Origin of the sequence: Phenylobacterium deserti (assembly GCF_003254705.1) — a bacterium.
GTDB classification, from domain to species: Bacteria; Pseudomonadota; Alphaproteobacteria; order Caulobacterales; family Caulobacteraceae; genus Phenylobacterium; species Phenylobacterium deserti.
Window position 1 is genome coordinate 374,379 of record NZ_QFYR01000004.1, and the last position, 24,401, is coordinate 398,779.

The window sequence follows — 24,401 nt, forward strand, 5'->3', positions numbered from 1 at the left end:
CTGATCTAGAAGGGCTCAGAACATGGCCAAGACTCCTGAAAGCCCCGTCGAGCCGTTCAAGCGCGCCCTCGCTCACGCCGCGCGCTCCTTGGCCGAAACGCCGGATCTGGAGATCGTCTTCTCCGGAGAAGGCCCGCAGCTTTCCGGCAATCGCGCGGTTCTGCCCCACCCGCCCCGCGACCTGACGCCCAGCGAGGCGGCGCGTCTGCGCGGGCTCGCCGATCAGATGGCCCTGCGGCTGGCCCACCACGATCCCGGCGCCCACGCCCGCAGCCGTCCCTCTTCTCCGGTCGGCGCGCCGGCCTATGACGCCATCGAGCAGGCCCGGATCGAAGCCATCGGGGCCAACGCCCTGGGCGGTGTGCGCGAGAACCTCAAGGCGGTCATGGACCAGGCCTGGGCCAAGCGGGCGTTCAACGAGGCCGAGGCCTTCGCCAACCCGCCCATGGCCGACATCCTGTCGCTGCTGGTTCGGGAACGGCTGACGGGCGAGCCGCCGCCGGCGGCGGCCAAGCCGCTGATGGACTTGTTCCGGGCCGGCATCGAGGACAAGGCCGGGCAGGATCTGGATCGGCTTCTTGCGGCCGTGGACGATCAGGCGGCCTTCGCCAAGATCAGCCGGGCGATCCTGCGCGACCTGTCCATGAGCGACGACCCGCTCGACTCGCCTGACCAGAGCGAAGCCGAGGAGGAGTCCGGCGAAGAGGGCGAGCCCGAAGCCAGCGAGGAAAACGACGACGGCGACGGCGAGGGCCAGTCGCCTCAGTCGGCCGCAGGTGACGACAGCGAAACGGTTACCCAGGAGAGCCAGGAAACCGAAGCCCAGCTCATGCAGGCCGAGGCCGATCCGGACGCCCAAGACGCCGAAGAGCCGCCCGAGATGGGCGAAGGCGACCAGCCGGCCCGACCGGACTTCAAGGGCGAGGGCAAGCCGATCACCTATCAGGTGTTCACCACCGCCCACGACGAGGTGGTTGCGGCCGAGGAACTCTGCGACGGCGAGGAGCTGACGCGCCTGCGCGCTTATCTCGATCAGCAACTCGCCAGCCTTTCCAACGTGGTCTCCCGACTGGCCAACCGGCTGCAACGCAAGCTGCTGGCGCAGCAGAACCGGGCCTGGAGCTTCGACCTCGAGGAAGGGATGCTGGACGTGGCGCGCCTGACCCGCGTCATCATCGATCCCACGGCGCCTCTTTCCTTCAAGGAAGAGAAGGACACCGACTTCCGCGACACGGTGGTCACCATCCTAATCGACAACTCCGGCTCCATGCGCGGCCGACCGATCATGGTGGCTGCGGTCTGCGCCGACATCCTGGCGCGGACGCTGGAGCGCTGCGGCGTGAAGACGGAGATCCTCGGGTTCACCACCCGAGCCTGGAAAGGGGGAACCTCACGCGAGGACTGGCTGAAGGCCGGCAAGCCCGCGCAGCCGGGCCGGCTGAACGACCTGCGCCACATCATCTACAAGGCGGCCGACGCCCCTTGGCGTCGCGCGCGACGCAACCTCGGCCTGATGATGCGCGAGGGCCTGCTGAAGGAGAACATCGACGGCGAGGCCCTGCTGTGGGCGCACCAGCGGCTGATCGGCCGGCCGGAGGCGCGCCGCATCCTGATGGTCATCTCCGACGGCGCGCCGGTGGATGACTCCACCCTGTCGGTGAACTCGGGCCACTATCTCGAACGGCACCTGCGCGAGGTGATCGCCGAGATCGAGGGCAAGAGCCCGGTGCAGCTGATCGCGATCGGCATCGGCCACGACGTGACCCGCTACTACCGCCGCGCCGTGACCATCGTCGACGTGGAGCAGCTCGCCGGCGCGATCGTCGACCAGCTGGCCGGCCTGTTCGACGAAGAGCCCAAGCAGGTCGCGCGTGGCGGCGCGGGCCTGCTGCAGCCGCCGCCCAGCACACAAGGGCCCCAGCCAGGGGTTCGCCGCTCCACCTTCAAGGAAGTCCGCAGGTCGGTGGCGTGAGGTCCCTCGGCGCGCTTGCAGCCCTTCTGCTGCTGGCTGGGTGCGCCCAGGACACCGCCCGCCTGCCGCCAGCGCCCGTAGCTTACGGACCCGCTATCGAGGTCCAGGCGACGCCCGTGCCCCTCAACCCGCTTGTGCCCTCGCAGACCGGCGTGGGGCGCTTCACCTATGCGGGCGGCTTGAAACTCAGCTCAGATCAAACCTCACGCCTGCACGGGCTGTCGGACCTGAAGGCATGGCCGGACGGCCGCTTCATCGCACAAGGCGACCAGGGCGATCAGCTGGAAGGCCGGCTGGTGCTCGACCAAGCCGGGCGTCTCGTCGGCCTCACCGCAACCGTGCTGCGCGAGCTCAAGGACGGCCAAGGTCGCCAGCTCTTCGCCCTCGGCGATCGCGAGCGTGACGCCGAAGGGATCGTCGAATTCGCAAACGGCGATCGGCTGATCAGCTTCGAGCAGAACCACCGCATCCTGCTTTACCCGGGCGATGGCGGACCGCCTCGCAGCGCGCCGATGCCGGACGTCGAGTTCGAGCTCAATGGTGGGATGGAATCGCTGGCGCCGTACCCTCAGGCCGGCGCAGACGCCTACCTTGTGGGCGAGGAGAACACCGGCCGCACCTGGCTGTGTCGCCTCTCGACCTCCTGCGCGTCTCATCGGACGGTGCAGCTGTCGGAAGACTTCCGCCTGGTGGCCATGGACGCCCTGCCGGGCGGCGCGGTGGCTCACCTGCTTCGCGGCTGGGAGCTCCTGCACGTGACCCGAAGCATCATCCGGGTGGTCTCTCAGGATGGTCGGATCGTGGACGAGGTGAGGCTCGGCCCGCCGCTCTCCATGGACAACTTCGAAGCCATCGCCGCGGTCCCGCAGCCAGATGGTCGCCTGCGCTTCTACATCCTGTCTGACGACAACTTCTCCGATGCCCAGCGCACCCTTTTGCTGGCCTTCGACTGGACCCCGCCCGCGCCGCGTCCCTGAGGCGCAAAAGAAAAGGGCCGCTCGAAGAGCGGCCCTTCTCAGGAACGACAGACTGTCGAGACGCCTTACGCGGCCGCTTGCTCGGAGAGCTTGGCCTTCACTTGGCGCTTGATCTTCAGGGCGCGCGGGGACAGCTCCTCGTCGCGGGCCTTCAGCAGGAAAGCGTCGAGGCCGCCCTTGAAGTCCAGCGTGCGCAGCGCCGCGTTGCGGACGCGCAGCTTGAAGGATTGGCCGAGAGCTTCGGACTGCAGGGTGACGGGCGTCAGCGCCGGCAGGAAGCGACGCTTCGTCTTGATGTTCGAGTGGCTCACATTGTGGCCGACCAGCGGGCCGACACCCGTGAGTTCGCAGCGGCGCGACATGGCGAAAGAACCTTCGCGTAGAAATAAAGAAACGCGCTGAACCAGGGGTCCGCGCTGGGAGCGGGCGATATAGAGGAATGACTCCCTGCACGTCAAGGCAAGGCGGCCATCTGCGTCATCTCAGGCGCCGCATAGCCGAGCTCGTTGTGGCTCGCTGCGAGTCAGCCCACCATATCTAGCGTAGAACAAACATCGAATTCGGCCGAGTCACCGATTCGGTCCCGATTCGTTTTGGCCGCGTTCTACTTTTCCCACTCATCCTCGCTCCGCACGCGAAAACGCCCGCGCGGCGCGCGGGCGTTTGCTTCAGGACCTTAGGAGTTCGAGCAGCCTAGCCGCGCGCCCGGCCCACCACTTCGTACCGAGCTTCGATCACTTGCGTGGCGTCGATGCGCCGGCCGCGCTTGTCGATGATCTCCAGGTGAACGTGGTCGGTCATGCCGCCCGGGTACTTGGTTTCGAGGGTGCGGTGCGTACCGATGGCGTGGCCCAGGGCCACCGTCTGCCCCACCACCACCGTTGGGTCGATGTAGAAGACGCGCGCCGCGTAGTGCAGCGCAGGGTTGGTGATCTCGACGAACTTCAGGTTCGAGTCGCCCGCATAGGCGTAGCCGATCTTCGTCACATAGCCGGAGATCGGCGAGACAATCTTCTGGCCGGCGTCGGCGATGAAATCGACGCCCTCGTGCCGGCGCGACCCGCCGTCGCGCGAGGCGCCGAACTCTCCGAAACCGTAAGCGTCAACCTTGCGCGTATCCTGGCCGGTTGGATTGGCGAAGTCGGCTTGGCCGTCGCCATCGATATCGACGCCTTCCCACACCAGGCGCTCCGCCTGCGGCGTCGGGAACTCGGCGGCGAGGCCCGCGGCCTGCTGAACCACTGCGAAGACGTCCGTCCGTGCGGCCGTCAGGTTCGCCCGGTGCACGACGGGGGCTGCGATGGCGGCCGTCCCTGCGACCACCAGCGCCAGGGCGGAGGCCTGGGCGATACGCCCCTTCAGCTTTTCGGAAACGCGCAGGCGCTCGCTGTTCATCAATGTCCCACCATTCTCGATTGAGCCGCTCCGCGCCGGACTTTGTCGCCGGCTTCAGGGATGCGGACACTCCTAAGAGCCGGAAGAGACGGCCCTTTTGTGGCTGAGCGGAGCCTTGGGCGCTCACTCGCCTGAGTGGTACGTGGGGTCAGTGGACGCCCATCGTTATGCGACAGACGGACACAGGCGCCCTGCTCGGCGCCGGATCAGGCAGGCCCCAAGGATCGTCACCACCACCTCGGCGCGCAGCTGAAAGCAGTGTTGTCGGACATGGGTCGCTCTAGCAGTCGGAGCCTGGCGCCTCACTCCAGTTCACTTCGGCCGGCGCAGTTTGCACTGAAGGCTGGACGGCACGCGCCGGGCCCCTACAGTGCATCGTCCCTTTCACCCGCGGGACATCTTCATTCCATGAACGCGATCTCCGCGCCGGCCGTGGGCGAGCAGCTGCGATCCCTGCTGGCAAACAGCCATGCGCCGCACTCGGGCGTGCACGTGGCGGCGGCCGTGGAAGACCCGGCCGGCGCGCTCCACTTCGGCGTCAACGTCGAGAACAGCGCCTATCCTGAAGGCGTGTGCGCGGAAGCCAGCGCCATCTCGGCCCTGGTGACGGGCGGGCAGAACCGCATCGCGCGGGTGTGGCTGGCATCATCCCTGCCAGGCTTCATCTGGCCGTGCGGCGGCTGCCGACAGAAGATCCTCGAGTTCGCGCAGGACGGCTGCGAGATCGTCAGCCTCTCGGCTGACGGGGCGCAGGAAAGCCACACGATCGAGGAACTGCTTCCCTTGGGCTTTCGGCTGCGCGGGCGCGCCTAGGAGCGCACGAAAAGGTTCTTCAGCCAGAGCGGTCCGCTCTTGGCGAGTTGCCCCCAATCGCCCTCGTCCTCCGCCGCGTCGGGTCGGTAGCCCCAAGGATTGAAGAGCTTCACCCGTCCAGCCTTGAAGGCCGCCACGTTGCGCGTGGCGAGGGTCAGGCTGTGCTCCACCGCCGTCGCTGCGAGCAGGGCGTCCCGCGGATCGGCGTAGGGCAACTGCGCACGGCGGCGAACGACGGCGACGTCTATGGGCAGCACCCGCCCGTCGAACGCCGGCAGAAGCTGGTCGGAGATCCAGGTCCGCATTGCCTGTCCGCCCACCTTGTCCCGCCGCTCCAGCCGTGCCGTGGCCGTCTCGATCTCCAGGAGACTGAGGGCCGAGAGGAAAAGGTTCTGCCGCGGCACGCTCGCCGCCCACGCGGAAAGGCCAGCGTCCGTGCGGCCAGCCTTCGCCTTCCTCAGCTCCAGAGCAACTTCGGTGTCGAGCAGAAACATCAGAGCTCGCCGGGCTCGCGGTCGAAGGCGCCGCCCGCGCTCAGGGCGGCGGGATCCAGTTCAGGCCCCGCCGGCAGCGCCAGCAGATCGACGATGCTCTCGTTGCGGCCGGTGAGCTTCCGGTAGGCTTCCACGCTCATCAGCACATGAGTGGGCTTGCCACGGTCGGTGACGAACACCGGCTCCACGCGCGCCGCGCGCTTGGCCTGACTGACGTCCTGATTGAACTCACGGCTGCTCATCACCTTCATGGGCGCGCTCCTCGCGATGTAGGTACGTTACTACCTTGTGGCCGCGCAGCAACAAAGAATAGCGCAGCAAAAACAATCTTCTGCTCACCTTCACTTTGGCGTTGCGCCGTTTTGCGGAGTCTGCCCCTCCTGCGCTGCGTTCACGCACCGCCCGGCTAAGCCGCCGAGGACAGGGGGAGGGAAAGACTTGTTGGAACTGCTGCAAGCGGCCGCTCACGAAGCCGCAAACATCCTGTCGCCGCACGGGCCGCCGACGCCCACGTCGCCGCACAGCTACACGCCCACCGACTTCAGCGTGCACTTCTTCATGCAGCTGGCGGTGATCCTGCTGGCCTGCCGCGTGGTCGGCTGGCTCGGCAAGAAGTTCCTCGCCCAGCCTCAGGTGGTGGGCGAGATGATCGCCGGCGTGGTGCTCGGCCCCTCGCTGTTCGGCCTGCTGCTGCCCGAGATGCAGGGCGCGCTGTTCCCCAAGGAAACCAAGAATGTGCTCTACGTCGGCGCCCAGCTCGGCGTCGGCCTCTACATGTTCATGGTCGGCACCAGCTTCGCCGCCGGCCACTTTCGCTCCAAGGCCAAGAGCGCCATGAGCGTATCGCTGTCCGGCATCATCGCCCCCTTTCTCATCGCGGTGCTGATCACCCCGTGGCTGCTGAAGGTGCCGGGCCTGTTCGCCGACGGCATCTCCCAGGCGAACGCGACCCTGTTCATGGGCGCCTGCATCGCCCTGACCGCCTTCCCCATGCTGGCGCGGATCATCAACGAGCGCGGCCTGGCGAAGACCTCGCTCGGAACCTTGTCCCTGACGGCCGGCGCGTTCGACGACGCCTGCTCCTGGTGCGTCCTGGCCATCGTGCTGGCGACGTTTGGCGCAGGCCCCGGCGTGGCCGTGCTCGCGATCGGCGGCGGCCTGACCTACGTCCTGTTCCTGTCGCTGTTCGGCAAGCGGCTGCTGGCGCCGCTTGGCCGCATCGTCGAGCGTGAAGGCGAGATGAGCCTGACGGTGATGGGCGTCACCCTGATGCTCTTCTGCCTCTCGGCCTTCATCATGGACGCGGTGGGCATCCACGCCATCTTCGGCGGCTTCATCCTGGGCGTGTTCATGCCCCGGGGCCTGTTCGTCGAGGAGCTGAAGCGCAAGGTCGAGCCGATGGCTGTCGTCCTGCTGCTGCCCATGTTCTTCACCTACTCGGGCCTGAACACCCGCATGGACATGGTGAACTCGCCCCAGCTCCTGCTGATCGCGTTGGGCGTGCTGCTGGCCTCCATCGTCGCCAAGGGCGTGGCCTGCTACGTCGCCGCTCGCTTCTCCGGCGAGGACAACCGCACGGCCCTGGGCATCGGCGCCTTGATGAACTCCCGCGGCCTGATGGAGCTGATCATCATCAACATCGGCCTGCAGAAGGGCATCATCGGTCCGACCCTGTTCTCCATGCTGGTGCTGATGGCCATCGTCACCACCGTGATGGCGAGCCCTCTGTTCGAGCTGGTCTACGGCAAGAAGGCTCGGGAAACCGGCGAGCTGGACGCCCTGGACAGTCCGCTCGCCAAGGCGGCCTGACGCTTCCCTCCCTGGCGCGGGTTCTCCCTTCCCTCCCGCGCCTCGAAGAGCCCCCGCTTGCGCCTGCAGGCGGGGGTTTCTTTTGTCAGGCTGGCAGCGGCGCTTCTGCGTTGATCTGCTCGATCAGCTCACGATGGCCCGGCAGGTCTTGGCTGGCCCGCTCGCCGTAGGCGCGGATCCTGGCGAACACCTTCTCCGCAGCGCCGACATTCGGGAAGTCGTTCCGCCCTGGCGTCAGGTCGGTCCTGAACCCCATCCCGTAGAGAATGTACTGGTAGTTGAAGAAGGCGAACGTCTCGACATCCAGGTTGAAGTCGAACCGGCTGGGCGGCCGATAGCGCCACTGCTCCAAAAGCTGCGCCAGGCGCTCGGGGATCGACGCCGGGTCGCGGTTGTCGAGCCAGAAGGGTTCAGGTCGCTGGCTCAGGCAGTAGTGCAGCTTCAGGAAGTTGATGATGTTGTCGTAGCGGGCCGTCATCAGTTCGTTGAACCGCGCAGCTGGCGCGTCGATCGGGCCGTTGTGAGGGAAGAACTCGGCGATCATCGCCGCGGCCGCCTCGATCAGCACCACGCCGGTGGACTCGAGAGGCTCCAGGAACCCGGCGGACAGTCCGACAGCGACGCAGTTCTTGATCCACTGCCGCTCGCGATAGCCCGCCTCGAACGCGATGCGCCGCGTCACAGGCTCTGCGTCCGGGCCCAGATAGCTGCGCAGCACCCCTTCCGCACGCTCGTCGCTCATGTGGCGGCTGGAGTAGACGCAACCGATCCCGCGCATGCCGTTCAGGCCGATGTCCCAGATCCAGCCGGCTTCATGTGCGGTGGAGATGGTGTAGCTCTCGAGAGGCGCGTCCGGCTGGGCATAGGGCACCTTGGCGGTGACCGCCCGGTCGGTGAACAGCCAGCGGCTGACCGGCTTGAACCGCGCCTTCAGGGCTCGTCCAATCAGCTCGGCCCGGAAGCCCGTGCAGTCGATGTAGAGGTCGGCCTCCAGCGCACCGTTGGCGTCGGTGACAACCTGCGAAATCGCGCCGTGCTCATCCAGCTGCACCTGGCGGACTTGATCCTGCAGGTGCCGAACTCCCAGCGAGGTCGCGCGCCGGGTCAGCAGCGCCGCCAGCTTCGCCGCATCGAAATGGTAGGCGTAGCTGAGCGGCCCGGTGAACGCGTCCTCGTGCGGGCGCTTGGGCGCGCGCCGCGCCTCGGCCACTCGCGCCTGGATGGTCACCGCCTCGGCGAAGGGCGCCCGATCCCGCTCGTCCTGCAACAGCCAGTACGGCACCAGGCTCGCACCGTCCGGATGCAGCGGCGCTTCGAAGGGGTGCAGGAAGTGGCTCTGCCGGCCGTCAGTGGGCGCCCGCGCCCAGTCCGTGAAGCGGATGCCCTGCTTGAACGTCGCGGAGGTCTCGCGGATGAACCGGGCCTCGTCGATCCCCAGGAACTGCAGGGTCGTGCGAATGGTGGGAAACGTCGCCTCACCGACGCCGATGATCCCGATCTCCGGCGACTCCAGCACCGTGATGGTCAGCGCACCCTGCCCCGAGGCTTCCAGGAACTTGGCCAGATAGGCCGCCGTCAGCCATCCCGCCGTCCCGCCGCCGACAATGAGGATGCTGCGCCTGCGGTCCATGGAAGCGGAGGATCTCCGGTCGCGCCGCCGGTTGCGGGGCCTATCGACACTATAGCGGAAGGTTCGCGCCCACCATCATCAAGGCGCAGGGCGGCGGGATGTGAAATGACGCGCTCTGGAACAGTAAGGCCTGATCGGGCGTCCTGACTGTTGTGCAGGTAATTGCGTAGGAGTTCGAAAGCGTTGGCCGGTTGCGAGGCACGTCCTGCTTCCTCGTCAGGTGACCCTAGGCTGCGCTTGTTCGACTCTGCCCTCGCCCCCATTTTCATCCCATGAGCGACCGCCCCTCCGGCGCGGCGCCGCCCCGTCTCGTGGCGGTCCTGGGCCCGACGAACACCGGCAAGACGCACCTCGCCGTCGAACGCATGCTGGGCCATGCGTCCGGCATGATCGGCCTGCCGCTTCGGCTGCTCGCTCGCGAGATCTACGACCGCATCGTCAAACTCAGGGGCGCACGCTCCGTCGCTCTGATCACCGGCGAGGAGAAGATCGTCCCGCCGCGGGCCACCTATTTCGTCTGCACGGTCGAAGCCATGCCGCTCAGCCGTGAGGTGGAGTTCGTCGCCATCGACGAGATCCAGCTCTGCGCCGATCCTGAGCGCGGCCACGTCTTCACCCAGCGCCTGCTGCATGCGCGCGGGACCCGCGAGACCATGCTGCTGGGCGCCGCCACCATGGCGCCGCTGGTCCGTCGCCTGCTGCCGCACGCCGAGATCGTGTCGCGCGAGCGGCTGTCGGTGCTGACCTACGCCGGCTCCAAGAAGCTGACGCGCCTGCCCCGCCGCTCAGCCATCGTCGCGTTCAGCGCCGACCAGGTCTACGCCATCGCCGAGCTGATCCGCCGCCAGCGTGGCGGCGCCGCCGTGGTCATGGGATCGCTCAGCCCGCGCACCCGCAACGCGCAGGTCGAGCTCTACCAGTCCGGCGAGGTCGACTTCCTGGTGGCGACCGACGCCATCGGCATGGGCCTCAACATGGACGTCGACCATGTGGCCTTCGCCGGTCTTCGCAAGTTCGACGGCAAGCGCACCCGCTGGCTCTACCCGCAGGAGATCGGCCAGATCGGCGGCCGCGCCGGGCGCTTCCAGCGCGACGGCACCTTCGGCGTCACCGGCGAGGCCGAGGAGATGGATCCCGACCTCGTCGAGGCTGTCGAGAACCACCAATTCGAGCCGGTGCTCGGCGCCGAGTGGCGCAATCACAAGCTCGACTTCTCCAACCTGCCCAACCTCCTGCGCTCGCTGGCCCAGACGCCGGATCGCGAAGGGCTGAAGCTTGCCGCCGAAGCCCTGGACGAGACCACCCTGCGTCAGCTGGCGGCCGATCCCGACGTCGCCGATCGCGCCCGCGATCGCAGCGCCCTGCTTCGCCTCTGGGACGTCTGCCAGACGCCGGACTTCCGCAAGGTGGCCACCGACGACCACGTGCGCCTGGTGAAGGACTTCTTCTTCCACCTGACAGGCGGCCGGCGCCGCATCCCGGAGGACTGGATCGCCAAGCAGTACGCGCACCTCGACCGGACCGACGGCGAGATCGACGCGCTCGCCCAGCGGCTCTCCAACGTCCGCACCTTGGCCTATGTCGCCAATCGGCCCGACTGGCTCCACGACGCTGCGGGATGGCAGGGCAAGACGCGCCAGCTCGAGGACCGGCTCTCCGATACGCTGCACGAGAAGCTGATGGCGCGGTTCGTGGATCGACGGACCAGCGCCCTCATGCGCGGCCTGCGGGTGCGCGAGGACATGCTGGCCGGCGTCGGCGCCGATGGCGCGGTCACCGTCGAAGGCCACTATGTCGGCAAGCTCACCGGCGTGCAGTTCGAGCCCGCCCAGGGCGCCTCCGTCCTGGAGGAGAAAGCTCTGCGGGCCGCCGCCACGCACGCCGTTGCGCCAGAGATCTCCCGCCGGCTCGGCCGGCTTGCCGCCGAGGCGGACGAGGCATTCGCCCTGACGCCGGACGGCGTCGTCCTTTGGCGCGGCGAAGCGGCCGGCGCGCTGTCGGGCGGCCAGCCCTTCGCACCGCGGGTCCGCCTGTTCGGCGAGCTTGGACACGAGCAGGCCCGCCAGCGCGCTGCTCGGCGTCTGGAGGCCTTTGTCGCCGGCGAAGCGGCTCGCCGGCTCTCGCCTCTGCGCAAGCTCGAAGCGGCCGTGGCGGACGGGAAGCTCAAGGGCCTCGCCCGCGGCCTGGCCTATCGCCTCATCGAGGCCGGCGGCTTGCTGGACCGCAACGAGGTGCGCGAGGAGACCCGCGCCTTAAGCCAGGTCGAACGGCGCGCCTTGCGGGGCCTTGGGGTCCGCATCGGCGCCTTCTCCATCTACATGCCGGGCCTGCTCAAGCCGGAAGCCCGCGCCTTGACCCAGGCGCTCGCGGCCCGCGAAGCGCCGGGCTGGAGCCCGCCGATCGCCGCCATGAGCCTGCTGCCGCAGCCGCCGCCCAACGCCAGGGCCCTGTCCGCCTACGGCCTGCGCTCCGTTCGCGGCCGCGCCATTCCGGTCGACCAACTGGAGCGGCTCGACGAGCTCCTTCGCGAAGGGCCCAAGCAGTCGGGCGGCGTGGTGTTCACCGATGAGGCTCGCGAGTCGCTCGGCTGGAGCGATGAAGAGGCGCGCGACATTCTCCGCGGCCTTGGCTTTGCGCCCGCCAACAGGGCCAAGGCCGGTGAACTTACGGCCTGGCGCCGGCGCGGCATGAACGCGCCCGCCAAGGCGGCCGCGCCTGCGGTCCGCACGAACTCGCCGTTCGCCGCGCTGGCGGCTCTGCAAGCCGCTTCGCCTCCACTTCCGAAGCGTCCCAGAACCCGGGCGCAGAGGCCGCCGGCGCAGGGGCTCCCGACAGCCCAGCCCGACGCGGCCGCAATCACGCCCCCTGCCCGACGCCGCCGCCCCCGTCGACGCAAGCCCGCGGCGCTGACCGCATGAGCGAGGCCGATGCCTGCCGCGCCGACGTTTGGCTTTGGCGCGCCCGCTTCTTCAAGACCCGCTCCATGGCGGCCCGCTTCGTCGAGGAAGGTCGCGTGCGCATGACTCGCCAGGGGCAAGAAACGCGCCTCGACAAGCCGGCACGCACTCTCAAGGTCGGGGACCAGCTGGTGTTCGCTCTGGGAGGGCGGCTGATCGCTGTGGCCGTGGAAGCGTTTGGCGATCGACGCGGTCCGGCGACGGAGGCGCGGGGGCTCTACTCGACCTTGGACGGCGGCTGAAGTTCTCATTACGTTCACGCCACGCTTAGGAGTTTGGGATGAGCGTCGAGCCTGCGCGCAAGCGTCGATCCTTCTGGTGGTATCTTCAGGGTCGCGCCGGTCGCCGCGAATACTGGATCATGGTCGCGCTGATCATCGTCCTGGGCGTGCTGTTTAGCCAGATCGGCGGAGCGGCCATTGGCGGCGCCATGGCGTTGATGCTCATGATGATCCGGCGCCTTCACGATTTCGGACGCACCGGCTGGTGGGCCGCCCTGGTGATCTTCGGTCCTCTGGTTCTCATGCTGGCCCTGATGACGGTCACCGGCCTGGAAATGGCGGCGGGCCTGGCGACGCTCACTGAGCTGGTTGGGGTGGCCTGGATCGGCGCCGTCCCCGGCGACGCTCAGGAGAACCGCTTCGGGCCGCCGCCGCCCTTCACCGCCAGGCAAGTGCTGCTTGGCCGATAGCGCTGCTGCAGCTTTCAGAAATCCTGCAGCCCCAGCCGCGGGCCCGGCATTGACAATCTTGGGGCGCACCGTGAAAACCCGCGCGCGCCCGAAGGGGGGCCTTTCCGGAGTACTTGAGCCGCCATGACCTACATCGTGATGGATCCGTGCATCAAATGTAAGTTCATGGACTGCGTGGAGGTGTGCCCCGTCGACTGCTTCTATGAAGGCGAGAACTTCCTCGCCATCAATCCCGAGGAATGCATCGACTGCGGCGTGTGTGAACCGGAGTGCCCCGTCGACGCCATCAAGCCGGACACTGAAGATGATCCGGACGGCAAGTGGCTGAAGCTGAACGCCGAGTACTCGAAGGTTTGGCCCAACATCACGGTGAAGGGCGAGCCCCCCGCAGACCGCGAACAATACGAGCGCGAGAGCGGCAAGCTTGAGAAGTATTTCTCTCCAAAGCCCGGCCGCGGCTCCTGACCACTACAGTCGCGCCTCGCAACGGGGCGCAGACCTCCGGGACCAAGCCTTTCATTCGGCTGAATTTTATGATATCGTCATGTCTGACGTGGCGATAAAGGCTTTGGCCTGCCCGTCTTCCGACAAGAACAGCCGCCCGCCTTCACAGCCGGGATAAGGCCAAAGGTGTCTTAAGAGGTCTATTTTCCGCCAGACGACGAGCCGCCGCACCCCATTGCGGAGAGCGTGGCCCTGTCGCTTGGCGGTTGCTCGCGTCAGAGATCCGGCACGCCGGATCAGGACATATTGAGAGGGTTTCCGATGAGCAAGAGCGGTCACGATTTCTCGGTTGGCGATCACGTCGTCTACCCGGCCCATGGCGTGGGTCAGGTGCAGGGGATCGAAACCCAGGAAGTCGCCGGTCTCAAACTGGAAGTCTACGTGATCACCTTCGATCACGAGAAGATGACGCTGCGCGTGCCGACCGCCAAGGCCAAGACCGCCGGCCTGCGGCCGCTGGCCGAGACCAACGTGGTCTCCCAGGCGCTGACGACCCTGAAGGGCCGCGCTCGCGTGAAGCGCACCATGTGGTCGCGCCGCGCCCAGGAATATGAAGCCAAGATCAACTCGGGCGACCTGATCTCCATCGCCGAGGTGGTCCGCGACCTCCACCGCGCTGAGAACCAGCCGGAGCAGTCCTATTCCGAGCGTCAGCTGTACGAGTCGGCGCTGGACCGCATGGCCCGCGAAGTCGCCGCCATCGAGCAGATCGACCGCGACGCCGCCATCAGCCTGCTGAACAAGTCGCTGGTGAAGGCCGCCGCGGCCTAAGCCTTCCGATCTGACGAACATCGAGACGCCCGGCCTTCGAGCCGGGCGTTTTCGTTTCCGGAACGGCTCCGCGCGCGCCGGGTTCTCTCTCCGACAGATCTAGGAGCAGACCATGGCCGAAGCCGCCGGACGCCGAAACGACGAAACCTCCAGCCCTTCCAGCCAGCGTCGCGGGCCGGAAAGCTGGACCCTCGCCATCATCATCGCCGTGATCGTGCTGGCCGCCATCGGCCTGCTGGCCTTCATGGGCATGGGTAGCTAACGCTCAGTCCTCTTCGACGCTGGCCAGCACCGGCTCTGCGCCGGACCGGCCGGGGCCCTGGTTGAGTTCGCGCTTGAGCTGATCGCGGTCGAGGTCGCCTTCCCACCGGGCGAGAACCAGGGTGGCCACGCCGTTGCCGACCAGGTTGGTCAGCGCCCGGCACTCGCTCATGAACCGATCCACGCCCACCAGCAGGGCCAGGGCGGCGATGGGCAGGTCCGGAATAACCGCCAGCGTCGCGGCCAGGGTGACGAAGCCCGCGCCCGTAACGCCGCTCGCGCCCTTCGACGTCAGCATGGCCACGCCCAGCAGGGTCAGCTCCTGGGTGAGCGTCAGGGGCGTGTTCGTGGCCTGCGCCAGGAACAGGGTCGCCAGCGTCATGTAGATGTTGGTGCCGTCGAGGTTGAAACTGTAGCCCGTCGGGATCACCAGCCCCGTGGTCGCCTTGCCGGCCCCCAGCCGCTGCAGCTTCAGCATGATCTGCGGCAGCACCGACTCCGAGGACGAGGTCCCCAGGACGATCAGCAGCTCCTCGCGGATGTAGGCGATGAACTTCAGGATCGAGAAGCCCGCCGCCGCCGCGATCCCGCCCAGGACCACCAGCACGAACAGCAGCGCGGTCACATAGAAGGTGGCGATCAGGGCGCCGAGGTTGATCAGCGATTCCACGCCATAGCGGCCGATGGTGAAGGCCATCGCCCCGAACGCACCGATCGGCGCGAGCTTCACGACCACGCCGATGATCCCGAAGAACAGCTGCGAGAGCTCGTCCAGCACCCCGGCGACCTTCTCGCCGAACTCGCCCATCCGCGCGCAGGCGAAGCCCGTCAGGATGGCGATCACCAGCACCTGCAGAAGATTGCCGCCTGCGAACGCCCCCACGAAAGTGTCCGGGATCAGGTGCAGCAGGTATTCGACCAGGCCCTCCCCGTGCGCCGCCTTGGCGGCATAGCCGGCGCCCACCGACGGATCGAGGCTCGCCGGATCGACGTTGAAGCCCCGCCCCGGCTGCAGGGTGCGGCCGACCACCAGCCCGATCACCAGCGCCAGGGTCGAGACCACCTCGAAGTAGATCAAGGTGCGGGCGCCCAGCCGGCCGAACGCCTTCATGTCGCTCATGCGGGCGATCCCGCCGGCCACGGTGCAGAAGATCACCGGCGCCACGGCCATCTTGATCAGCTTGATGAAGGCGTCGCCCAGCGGCTTCAGCGACGCGCCGAACACCGGCCAGATCGCGCCTACCGCCAGGCCCAGAACAACAGCGATCAGCACCTGCACGTACAGGATGCGCAGGTACCGGCTCCAACCCATCCCTCGCCCCTCTCCGCCGCGCGGCGTTTGCAGGTCCGCCGGGCACAGGCTATCACGCCCCACGCGTGGCCCGGTAGCTCAGCCGGATAGAGCAGGGCTTTCCTAAAGCCAAGGTCGGGGGTTCGAGTCCCTCCCGGGCCGCCACGCTGTATTGGGACCACCTAAGAGTGGCCCAAAAACAAGTTAAGGCTGGCCACAGCCGCTTTGCGCTAGGCGCGGACATTGGACTCGTTTCGCGATGAACAGGCCTCCTACGCCCCGCGAGCACAGCATCAGGCCGGAGCTGCCGCGGATACTTTCTGTCGGGTACTTGCGATGGCTACACCGCAGCCGCGCGGAGATCGGCTTGTCGGCAGGTGGCAACTTCCGCTCAGCGAGGAACGTCTAGTCGTTCGCGCCCTGCCTCCGCGCCATGATCTGGCTCAACAGCACGCTTCCTAGCGGCCACTGCCATTTCGGGGCTGCCTCCTCTTGGGAGGGGAAGGTCAGCTGGGACCCGCTCGGCGTATTCAGCGCGGGCTTTGGCCTGCTCGCATGGGTGGTGTCGATTGAGCCGTCAACTCGGTAGGAGATAGCCGGGACGAAGGCATCCTCAGGCCGCAACTTCGGCCATTCGATCGTTTGCTTGATCGGGGGGCGAGTAGCGATCTCCGCAAGCGCAGACGGAGATCGGTTTGAGCTCGGCATGATGTGGTTCGGTGGGATGTTCATAGAACCCTCAAACAGTGCAACTCCACCCTGCAAGAAGAATGCCGGACGCCCGTTTGACCTCCTGCGTCTGCTCCGCGAGCCGCCACCCTACCCGCCGGTTCAACCTAGGACTGGCTGCCTTGCGCCTGAAGCAGACGTTAGCGGCCGGCGCGGAGAGCGGACGCTCCGAGCTACCGCTCGGGGTGGCAAGCGGAGATCGCGTTGTGACTGGAAGCAGCCGTCGTCGTGGCCACGGCGATGTCGGGTGTTCGTCCACGCTCAACCACCTGAGGCGGAGCGTGGACGCAGGTCAGGATCAGACGGTTGGGACTGTCCCGCCGTCGACGACGAGCTCGGCGCCGTGGACCGAGGCGGCTCGGTCTGAGGCCAGGAAGGCGATGGCCTCGGCGACTTCGAAGGGTTCGGCGCCGCGTCCGATCGCGATGCCGCCGAGTCCGTCCAGGACGAGCTTGCGCGCGTCCTCGAGAGAGCCGCCGTTGGCGTCCTGCAGACGCTTGAGAAACACGTCTGTGCCCTCGGTCATAATCCAGCCCGGCGAGACCGTGTTGACCCGCACGCCCTTGGGCCCAAGCTCCTTGGAAATGGACTTGCTGTAGGTTCGTAGCGCCGCCTTGGCCGAGGCGTAGGCGGTGGTCGCGTCCGGGAGGGGCAAGACGGACTGGATGGAGGTGACGTGCACCACTGCGCCGGAGCGCCGGTCGATCATCTGCGGAAGGAGGAGGCGATCCAGGCGGACCGCCGCAAGGAGATTGAGGTTTAGCTCGGACAGCCAGAAGTCGTCCGTCAAGGCGATGAAGCCGCCGCCCGGAGTGGTCGAACCGCCGAGGACATGCACGAGAATGTCGATGCCCCCTAGGCGATCGAGCGCCGCTTTCGCCAGGGTGTGGCCCCCTTCGGCCGTTGTCAGGTCCGCTTGGACGAACTCGACGCGGTCGATGGGCTCAAGCTGCCCGCGGGCGGAGGTGATGACCCGGGCGCCGCCGGCCACGAAGCGGTCAACGGTGGCGCGGCCCAGACCCTTGGTGCCGCCACTGATGAGCACGCGCTTTCCGGCGAACTCGGCGGGATCGATCTTGCTGTTCATCCCGTGATCTCCACGGCTTTGATCGCGTCACCCTCGAGAGTGAAGCGGTAGGTGAAGCGGATCGGGCTGCCCGGGAACTCGCCATGGGCGGGGCCTTCGACGACAATCTGACCGCCGTCCACGCGCGAGGTGTCGGGCGTGAAGATCGCCCTTGCGGGGACGACCGCCTCTTCGAGCAGGCGGCGGATCTCAGCGTGTCCGTTGAATACCGCGCCGTTGTCACGAAGGATGGCGTCCTCCGCGAACGGCTGGAGCATGCCGTCAACATCAAGCTTGGCGTTGGCCGCCACATACGCGGTGATCGGAGATGGAAGTGCGAGCGACATAGTCCCTGTCCTGCTTGGGCGCTGCCGCAATGACGGTGCGCTTCCCAGCCAAGTTAGCCATGGACAGGGTTGTGGATAATCGGGACAAAACGGGACGATCTGTCACGGAACGCAGGACAATGGCACAGCACAGCCTGACCGAACTGGACGCCGTTCTCATGGTTGCGCGCCGTGGTAAGTTCCGCGCCGCGGCGGTTGAGCTCGGCGTCTCGACGACGGCGCTGAGCAACGCAGTCGGAAAGCTGGAGCGAGCGATCGGTGTGCGCCTTTTCAACCGCACCACGCGAAGCGTGTCCCTCACCGAAGCTGGCCAGCGGTTCGTCGATCAGGTCGCGCCTGCGGTCCGTGACATTCATGAGGCGATGGAGGCAGCCCGGTCTCAGCAGGCCACGCCGTCGGGTACGCTGCGCATCAACGCCTTTCCGACAGCGGCACGTGAGATCTTTTCCTCGCTTGTTCTGCCGTTCCAGCGCCTGCATCCGCAGGTCCACATCGATATCGTCACGGAGGGCCGGCTAGTCGACATCGTTGCGGGTGGCTTCGATCTTGGCGTGCGCAGCGAAGATCTCGTGCCTGTCGATATGATCGCCCTGCCTCTGGGCGGCCCTCGTCGCAATGTGGTGGTTGGCGCGCCGGGCTATCTCGAGGCGCGCGGAACCCCGACAGTTCCGCAGGACCTTGCCGCACACACCTGTCTACGCGTCCGGCTTCCCAACGGCGCGATCTACCGCTGGCCGTTCGAGAAGGATGGGCAGTCGATCCATGTCGATGTGGACGGAGGCCTTACCCTTGACGAAGCGAGCCTCGCCCGCACCGCAGCCTTGGAGTGCGTCGGTCTTACGCTGGCGATGGAGTCCGACGTACGCGATGACATCGATGCGGGCCGCCTCGTCTCGGTGCTGGAGGACTGGACGCCCACGCTGCCGCCCTTGAGCCTCTATTACCCGAGCCGGCGCAACCCGACCGCCGCATTCAAGGCGTTCATAGACTTTGCACGGCGACAAGGCGCAGCTGCGAGCGGCGATGCGCTCGCAGTGGATCATACGCCTGAGTCAGAGCCGGCCGGCGCACGATGGTCCTGAGGGCGGATCGCTCGGATCCTCGCCATGGGTCCGAGCGCTGCCGAACGCATCGAGCCGACATTCCCAAGGTCCGCTTCCGACCCAAGGCTGACCTCTAGAGCGCCTGCTTCCTCGCGTGCTGATGGTGGGGCATGGGCCTTGAGGACAGTCTTAAGTGGTCCCGGCTCGCTCTGAGCCAGTTCTAAGTGGTGAGCAGGCGCCCAGCTTAGTGGTGGTGGGCAGAGAACCGAAGGAGCCGCCGGACAGTCTTGAGTGGTCCCGACACTGAGTGTCGGCGCCACGCAAGATCAGCGCGAGCAGCGGCAGCTTCGCCCCACCTCGGACGAGCGCCGGTTGGTTGTGCGCCAGGATCGGGTGTGCCGCCGGGAAGCCGACTTGTCCGCCTACTCGCAATTGACAGGCGGCATAGGTTGAAGATGCACGACCGAGGCGTCTAACCGCCCACCGGGCCGACAAAGATCGACTCGTCGTGCGTACTGACCAACAATACCCTCAGGAGCCAGAACAGGAGAGGCGCGATGAGCGAGCATGACGTCACACGGCGGCGATTCATGGAGGCTGGTGCGGGAGCGGCGGCGGCGTCCTTGGTCATGGCTACGGGTGCGGCGGCCGCGCTCCTTCAGCGGCCCGGCAGTGCTCAAGCCACCGGCCGGCCGATGCCGAACAACGTCGCGCTCCCCCAGGCCCGGCCGACTCCGAAGCGGGCGGACAGCGTGGGCTTCGCCATCGTCGGCTTGGGCGGATATGCGCTCAACCAGATGATGCCGCGGTTCTCCCAGGCCGCGCGGGCGCATGTCGCTGCGATCGTCTCCGGGAACCCCGACAAGTTGCGACAGGTGGGCGACGCCTACGGGGTTCCGCCGGAGTCTCGCTACTCTTACGAAAACTTCGCGAAGATCGCTTCGGACCGCCGGGTCGACGCTGTCTACATCGTCCTGCCCAGCGGGCTGCATGCCGACTGGACCGAGCGGGCCTTCGCGGCGGGCAAGCACGTGCTGTGCGAAAAGCCGATGGCGCTCTCGAGCGCCGAGTGCGAGCGCATGATCGCGGCAGGCCGGCGCGCCAACCGGAAGCTGATGATCGCCTACCGCTCGCATTTCGAGCCGAACAACATGCAAGCCATGGAGCTGATGGCGCAGAACGCCGTCGGCCAACTCCGGCTTCTGCGGACGGAGCAATCCTATCGAATGGGCCCGACGAGCCCGAGCGAGAACTGGCGGGTGAACCGCGCCTTGGCCGGTGGGGGTCCGCTGGAGGATTACGGGATCTACGGTCTGCAGGCGGCGCTCTATCTGGCGCGCGAAATGCCGGAGAGCATCAGCGCCACCGGCTTCCGACCGGCCGGCGACCCGCGCTTTGCGGAGATCCTAGCCCATGTTTCCTCGCAACTGCGCTTCCCGTCCGGAGCTGTGGCGCAACTCGTCACCTCCTACGACTCCGCAGGCGGCAACATCGTCCAGGCCCGCGGCACGACCGGTTCGCTGATCATGGATCCGGCGACCGGCTATTCCGGCAACCGCATGGTGCTTGAGACGGGCCGGGACCGGCGCGAGTTCGGGCCCGCCGAGTCGACCGTCCAGTTCGCGCGTCAACTCGATCACTTCGCCGACGCGATCCGCGACGGCACGCAGATCAAGACGCCCGGCGAGATGGGTCTGCGGGACCTCAGACTGATCGAAGCGATCTACGCTTCGGCCGAGACCGGTCGGACAGTGATGCTCAATCCCGACGGAACAAGGAAAAGCTGACGCTCCTCGAGAGCATCGAAGCTCGCCCTCAGACCGGTCGGTTCCCGGGGCGCGCCAGCGGCGGACGATGGCTTTCGCGTGCTCTATGAGCTGACCTGGAAGGCCAGGTGAGCAAGCCTTGGCCGCCGGCGGGACCGGGTTGACCCCGTGCCTGGGACGGCGCCGCCGCATCCGGCTTTGCGGACGCGGCGGCGTTTGGTCTTAGAAGTCGGCTTCCAGGGTGATGAAGCCCATCCGCGGCGCCAGCGGGAAGGCTGCATAGCCGCCGGAGTTGCCCGTCACCGCGGCGGTGGAGACACCGGTCTCGTCGGTCAGGTTGGTCACGTTGACGCTCAGCCGAAGGTTCTTCACTGGACCGTCGCTGAGTTCGAAGCGGTAGCTCGCCTGCAGATCGACCGTGAAGGTGGAGTCCACCGACAGGTCGTTCAGATAGGTCACATAACGCTTGCCGATGTAGTCGCCGGACAGGGCGGCTTCGAAACGGCCCATGTCGAAGCGCAGGATCGTCTTGTTCATCCAGGTGGGCGTGAGCGGCACCTGCTTGCCGCTGGTGGCGACGGTGACCGGAGTGGAAACGCCGTTCACCACGGTCGTGCCGCTCTGATAGTCGCTGTCGTACTTCGACTTGTTGTACGAGACGGCGTTGTACAGGTGCAGGTGCTCGCCGAAGCTCAGCGTGCCGGCCACGTCGATGCCATCGGTGGTCACGCCGCCGACGTTGGCGAGGATCGCGGGCGCCGGGTTGATGAAGTTGTACGGCGCGATGTTCAGCAGCCGGTCGCGGAAATTCACGTGATAGACGGTGACCTGGCCGTCTAGGCCGGTGACGGGTCCCAGGGCCAGGTTGCGGCGCGTACGCAGGCCGGCTTCATAGGTCCAGGACGTTTCCGGATCGACCGTCTCCTTGAAGAGGTCGAAAGCCGACTGGGTGCCGAGGCTCCAAGCCGAGAAGCCATAGAACCCGCTGCCCGCGCCGTACGGAATGAACTGGCGCATGTTCTTCTGGACGTTGACGAACACCTGCTCGTTTTCGGTGGCGTCCCAGAGCAGGCCCGCTTGCGGCAGGAACCACTCGTTGGATTCGATGCTGCCCGTCGGATACTGCACCGGCACCGCCACCGTCGGCAGGTTGCGCTGATTGACCGGGAACTTGCCGTTGGCGTCCTGGAGGCTCGACTTCACGCCGGCCTGCAGCAGCAGGTTCGGCAGGACGCGCCACTGGTCCTGAATGTAGAGCTGGATGTCGTTGACGTAGAACTCGGCGGCGTACTGCGTCAGCGCCTTGGGCCCCCGCGGCACGTCATAGGGCGTGAGGTTGTTGTTCGCCTGGCTCATCGGGTACCAGACGCGGTGCTGCGCCGGCTCGTTGTGCTCGAACCAGACGCCCGCCTCGATTTGATGGCTGCCCAACTGCCATTCGAGGTTGGACAGCACCCCGCCGCGGTTGATGCGATATTCGGTGGTGCGCACGGCGTTGCCGCTGCCGCCGAAGAGGTTGACGATATTGGTCAGGGTCGCGGTGCTGGTCGCCGAGCCGACCACCAGGTTCGGATAGTAGGTGGCGAACAGGGCCGGCAGGCCGGCGGTGTTCACCGGGCCGGCGACGATCCCGCGGCCGTAGTTGTAGTGATAATAGACCGTGTTGGTCCAGGTGAGGTTCTCGGCCAGACGCCACTCGTAACGCAGGTAGGACAGGATGTCCTCGCGTTGGGCGGCGCTGAAGCAGTTGGAGAAGTTGTTGCCCTCCGCCGGCGGAGGCGTGCCGGGGCCGCCCGTCAGACGGCTCGTGCAAGCCGCCATGTCCGGATAGATGAACGGGCGGGTGTAGGGCGTGAAGTTCCGCGCCGCCGCCGTCTGGGCGTTGCCGAAGGCGGTGGAGTCTTCGTTCGGCTCAACCTTCTGCTGCCAGTCGGCATAGAAGGTCAGCGTTCCGTGTGAGTCGTCCCGCACAACCTTCAGGTTGATCTGGTGGCCGCGCTGGTGGCCGTTGAAGTCCCAGGCCTGTTGGTCCTGGTGCAGGTAGGAGATGTAGCCGCGCCAGCCGCCGGCGAGCTGGCCGGTGTCCACGCGGGCGAAGGTGCGGTTCGCCTCATAGCTGCCGAGCGTCTGGCGCAGGTTGAGGTTCTGCTCCGCCGACGGCTCGCGGCTGAAGGTTTCGATCGCGCCGCCGAGATTGCTGGTGGAGGCCACGCCCAGCGAGCCCGCGCCCGAGGACAGGCTGACCCGGGCCACGTTCTCGCTGCTGATCGCGCGCGACACCGACAAGCCGTTGTAGTTGCCGTACTGCTGGTCGCCCAGGGGCACGCCGTCGAGCGTGTAGCCGAGCTGTTGGGTGGAGAAGCCGTGCACGAACAGCGACAGGTTCTGCTCGTTGTTGCCCCACGGATCCGCAGTCCGGTAGATCACGCCCGGCAGGAACTGGATCGCCTTCAGCGGGCTGGCGCCCGGCAGGACGCGCTGGATCTGTTCGCTTTCCATGGCCACGGTGGAGCGCGTCTCGTTGACGGCGGTGACCACGACCTCGGCGACGCCGGTCGGCTCGGGCGGGGCGTCCGCCGCCGCCGGCACGTCGGCCGCATAGGCCTGGGTCGCAAGAAACACGGCAAGCGCCGAGCCGCACCACAGCCAGGCGCGACGGCCGCTCCAAGAACCACTTTGCATGTCTATCCCCCTCGCCCTGTTCTGCGGGCGGGGGCGGAATAGGCGGACCGGGCGACGCTGATGCGACGGTCCGGCAACGCTATTGCGACAGCGCCAGCTGCCCCCCTACTGCGCGAGAAAATCGCGGCGTGCGCTGACGGCGGCGGCCGGAAAGTCGCTGAACACCCCATCCACGCCGAGGCGGAAAAAGGTCAGGTACTCGCTCTTCCAGTCTCCTGGCGCGGACGGATTCGCCGATTCGCCGGCCCGCAGCTCCACGGGGAGGAACAGGTTCTCGCTGCGGAAGGTGTAGGGGTGGACGAACAGACCGGCGGCATGGGCGTCCTCCACCAGGCGCGTCGGCGCCTGCGAACGTCCCGCCGCGTCGCGCGGCACGATCAGTTGCTTGTCCGGTCCAATGCCGTCTGCGAAGCCGGCGATCTCGCGCAGGGCGCCCGCCCGTGTGAAATCGGCGTAGGTGCGCTCGTCCCCCGTCTGTCGGCTGTCCGGCGGCGCTCCGGCCGGAGCCATCAGGAACACGGTCCGCACCGGCGCCAGCGCCCGCACGTTGCGCAACGCGCTGGGCTCGAAGCTCTCGACGATGAACGGAGCCGATCGGCTCGCCAGCCCCGCCTCTTTCAGAACTGCGACTAGGCGCGGCTCCAGCGGCAGGCCGATCCCCGCGAAGTAGCTCGGATGTTTGAGCTCGGCGTAGACGCCCACCTGGCGCCCCGCCTTGCGTCCCTCGTTCCGGGCGAGTGCGATGATCTCGCGCAAGGTCAGCAGGGGCTCCTGCCCATCGAACGCCGCATTGCCGGCGCGCAGCTGCGGCAGACGCTCGCGGGCGCGCAGGGTCCGCAGCTCGGCCAAGGTGAAGTCCTCGGTGAACCAGCCTTCGATGCGTCGACCATCGATGGTCTTGGTTGTCCGGCGGCTGGCGAACTCGGGGCGGGCGGCGACGTCCGTGGTGGCGCTGATCTCGTTTTCGTGGCGCGCCACCAGCTCGCCGTCCTTGGTGGCGACCAGATCCGGCTCGATGAAGTCGGCGCCTTGGGCGATGGCCAGGCGGTAGCTGGCGGCCGTGTGCTCCGGACGCTCCCCCGAAGCGCCGCGGTGGGCGATCACGAGCGGCGGCTTGCGGGCCTCCGCCGCCTGAAGCGCTAGCGGCAGGACGGCCAGCGCAGCCGCGGCCACGACGGATCGGCGCAGGACGCGCAGGCTCAT

General features: G+C 67.2%; 22 protein-coding genes and 1 tRNA gene. 13 read left to right on the forward strand and 10 right to left on the reverse strand.

Annotation, left to right across the window (positions count from 1 at the left end):
• Positions 1-22: 22 nt before the first annotated feature.
• Positions 23-1,972: a cobaltochelatase subunit CobT gene (gene cobT / locus DJ018_RS16555; protein WP_111516074.1), complete on the forward strand. Its 1,950-nt coding sequence runs from the start codon at positions 23-25 to the stop codon at positions 1,970-1,972.
• Positions 1,969-2,949 carry an esterase-like activity of phytase family protein gene (locus tag DJ018_RS16560; RefSeq protein ID WP_111516075.1) on the forward strand — a complete coding sequence of 327 codons (981 nt, stop codon included), beginning with the start codon at positions 1,969-1,971 and terminating at the stop codon, positions 2,947-2,949. The genes cobT and DJ018_RS16560 overlap by 4 nt, the downstream gene beginning before the upstream one ends.
• 65 nt (positions 2,950-3,014) lie before the next feature.
• On the opposite strand, the gene rpmB is transcribed toward DJ018_RS16560, so the two are convergent.
• Together rpmB and DJ018_RS16570 are read right to left on the reverse strand one after the other, a co-directional pair.
• Positions 3,015-3,311, reverse strand: coding sequence for a 50S ribosomal protein L28 (gene rpmB, locus DJ018_RS16565; protein WP_111516076.1), 297 nt, complete (start codon positions 3,309-3,311; stop codon positions 3,015-3,017).
• Between the two features lie 331 nt (positions 3,312-3,642).
• Complete coding sequence (locus tag DJ018_RS16570; protein WP_111516077.1) at positions 3,643-4,344, reverse strand: peptidoglycan DD-metalloendopeptidase family protein; 702 nt, start codon at positions 4,342-4,344, stop codon at positions 3,643-3,645.
• 408 nt (positions 4,345-4,752) lie between these two features.
• Between DJ018_RS16570 and cdd the strand changes: the two genes are divergently transcribed.
• Complete coding sequence (gene cdd, locus DJ018_RS16575; RefSeq protein WP_165842955.1) at positions 4,753-5,157, forward strand: cytidine deaminase; 405 nt, start codon at positions 4,753-4,755, stop codon at positions 5,155-5,157.
• Here cdd and DJ018_RS16580 read toward each other — a convergent pair.
• Positions 5,154-5,651 (reverse strand): type II toxin-antitoxin system VapC family toxin, encoded by a 498-nt coding sequence (locus DJ018_RS16580; RefSeq protein ID WP_111516079.1) that lies wholly within the window; start codon positions 5,649-5,651, stop codon positions 5,154-5,156. The genes cdd and DJ018_RS16580 overlap by 4 nt on opposite strands.
• Positions 5,651-5,902: a type II toxin-antitoxin system Phd/YefM family antitoxin gene (locus DJ018_RS16585; protein ID WP_111516080.1), complete on the reverse strand. Its 252-nt coding sequence runs from the start codon at positions 5,900-5,902 to the stop codon at positions 5,651-5,653. Before DJ018_RS16585 ends, DJ018_RS16580 begins: the two co-directional genes overlap by 1 nt.
• Before the next feature lie 190 nt (positions 5,903-6,092).
• Here DJ018_RS16585 and DJ018_RS16590 point away from each other — a divergent pair, with 190 nt between their 5' ends.
• The gene (locus DJ018_RS16590; RefSeq protein WP_420849539.1) at positions 6,093-7,460 is read left to right on the forward strand and encodes a cation:proton antiporter; all 1,368 of its coding nucleotides are present in this window, start codon (positions 6,093-6,095) and stop codon (positions 7,458-7,460) included.
• A gap of 85 nt (positions 7,461-7,545) precedes the next feature.
• Here the strand turns inward: DJ018_RS16590 and DJ018_RS16595 are convergent, their stop codons facing one another.
• Complete coding sequence (locus DJ018_RS16595; RefSeq protein WP_111516082.1) at positions 7,546-9,090, reverse strand: tryptophan halogenase family protein; 1,545 nt, start codon at positions 9,088-9,090, stop codon at positions 7,546-7,548.
• A gap of 272 nt (positions 9,091-9,362) precedes the next feature.
• Between DJ018_RS16595 and DJ018_RS16600 the strand changes: the two genes are divergently transcribed.
• The 6 genes from DJ018_RS16600 to DJ018_RS19265 all read left to right on the forward strand — a co-directional run bounded on the left by DJ018_RS16600 (position 9,363) and on the right by DJ018_RS19265 (position 14,275).
• Entirely contained in the window at positions 9,363-12,008 is a 2,646-nt protein-coding gene (locus tag DJ018_RS16600; protein WP_111516083.1) for a helicase-related protein, read from the forward strand.
• Positions 12,005-12,289: an RNA-binding S4 domain-containing protein gene (locus DJ018_RS16605; protein ID WP_111516084.1), complete on the forward strand. Its 285-nt coding sequence runs from the start codon at positions 12,005-12,007 to the stop codon at positions 12,287-12,289. The genes DJ018_RS16600 and DJ018_RS16605 overlap by 4 nt, the downstream gene beginning before the upstream one ends.
• A gap of 38 nt (positions 12,290-12,327) precedes the next feature.
• Complete coding sequence (locus DJ018_RS16610; protein ID WP_111516085.1) at positions 12,328-12,738, forward strand: DUF805 domain-containing protein; 411 nt, start codon at positions 12,328-12,330, stop codon at positions 12,736-12,738.
• Positions 12,739-12,861: 123 nt separating this feature from the next.
• Positions 12,862-13,203: a ferredoxin FdxA gene (gene fdxA, locus DJ018_RS16615; RefSeq protein ID WP_111516086.1), complete on the forward strand. Its 342-nt coding sequence runs from the start codon at positions 12,862-12,864 to the stop codon at positions 13,201-13,203.
• A 300-nt stretch (positions 13,204-13,503) separates the two neighbouring features.
• Positions 13,504-14,013 (forward strand): CarD family transcriptional regulator, encoded by a 510-nt coding sequence (locus DJ018_RS16620; RefSeq protein WP_111516087.1) that lies wholly within the window; start codon positions 13,504-13,506, stop codon positions 14,011-14,013.
• A 112-nt stretch (positions 14,014-14,125) separates the two neighbouring features.
• Positions 14,126-14,275: a hypothetical protein gene (locus DJ018_RS19265; RefSeq protein WP_165842956.1), complete on the forward strand. Its 150-nt coding sequence runs from the start codon at positions 14,126-14,128 to the stop codon at positions 14,273-14,275.
• A gap of 3 nt (positions 14,276-14,278) precedes the next feature.
• Here DJ018_RS19265 and DJ018_RS16625 read toward each other — a convergent pair whose 3' ends face one another.
• The gene (locus tag DJ018_RS16625; protein ID WP_165842960.1) at positions 14,279-15,568 is read right to left on the reverse strand and encodes a dicarboxylate/amino acid:cation symporter; all 1,290 of its coding nucleotides are present in this window, start codon (positions 15,566-15,568) and stop codon (positions 14,279-14,281) included.
• A gap of 85 nt (positions 15,569-15,653) precedes the next feature.
• Between DJ018_RS16625 and DJ018_RS16630 the strand changes: the two genes are divergently transcribed.
• Positions 15,654-15,730 (forward strand) — tRNA-Arg (locus DJ018_RS16630).
• Positions 15,731-16,592: 862 nt separating this feature from the next.
• Here DJ018_RS16630 and DJ018_RS16640 read toward each other — a convergent pair.
• Positions 16,593-17,381: an SDR family oxidoreductase gene (locus DJ018_RS16640; protein WP_111516090.1), complete on the reverse strand. Its 789-nt coding sequence runs from the start codon at positions 17,379-17,381 to the stop codon at positions 16,593-16,595.
• A complete protein-coding gene (locus DJ018_RS16645; RefSeq protein ID WP_111516091.1) occupies positions 17,378-17,707 on the reverse strand; it encodes a nuclear transport factor 2 family protein in 330 nt (109 codons plus the stop codon). The genes DJ018_RS16640 and DJ018_RS16645 overlap by 4 nt, the downstream gene beginning before the upstream one ends.
• A gap of 119 nt (positions 17,708-17,826) precedes the next feature.
• Between DJ018_RS16645 and DJ018_RS16650 the strand changes: the two genes are divergently transcribed.
• Positions 17,827-18,789 carry a LysR family transcriptional regulator gene (locus DJ018_RS16650; RefSeq protein WP_111516092.1) on the forward strand — a complete coding sequence of 321 codons (963 nt, stop codon included), beginning with the start codon at positions 17,827-17,829 and terminating at the stop codon, positions 18,787-18,789.
• A gap of 518 nt (positions 18,790-19,307) precedes the next feature.
• On the forward strand, positions 19,308-20,537 hold the full coding sequence (locus tag DJ018_RS16655; RefSeq protein ID WP_111516093.1) for a Gfo/Idh/MocA family protein: 1,230 nt from the start codon (positions 19,308-19,310) through the stop codon (positions 20,535-20,537).
• A 201-nt stretch (positions 20,538-20,738) separates the two neighbouring features.
• On the opposite strand, the gene DJ018_RS16660 is transcribed toward DJ018_RS16655, so the two are convergent.
• Together DJ018_RS16660 and DJ018_RS16665 are read right to left on the reverse strand one after the other, a co-directional pair.
• Positions 20,739-23,198 carry a TonB-dependent receptor gene (locus tag DJ018_RS16660; protein WP_111516094.1) on the reverse strand — a complete coding sequence of 820 codons (2,460 nt, stop codon included), beginning with the start codon at positions 23,196-23,198 and terminating at the stop codon, positions 20,739-20,741.
• A gap of 105 nt (positions 23,199-23,303) precedes the next feature.
• A complete protein-coding gene (locus DJ018_RS16665; RefSeq protein ID WP_111516095.1) occupies positions 23,304-24,401 on the reverse strand; it encodes a glycerophosphodiester phosphodiesterase in 1,098 nt (365 codons plus the stop codon).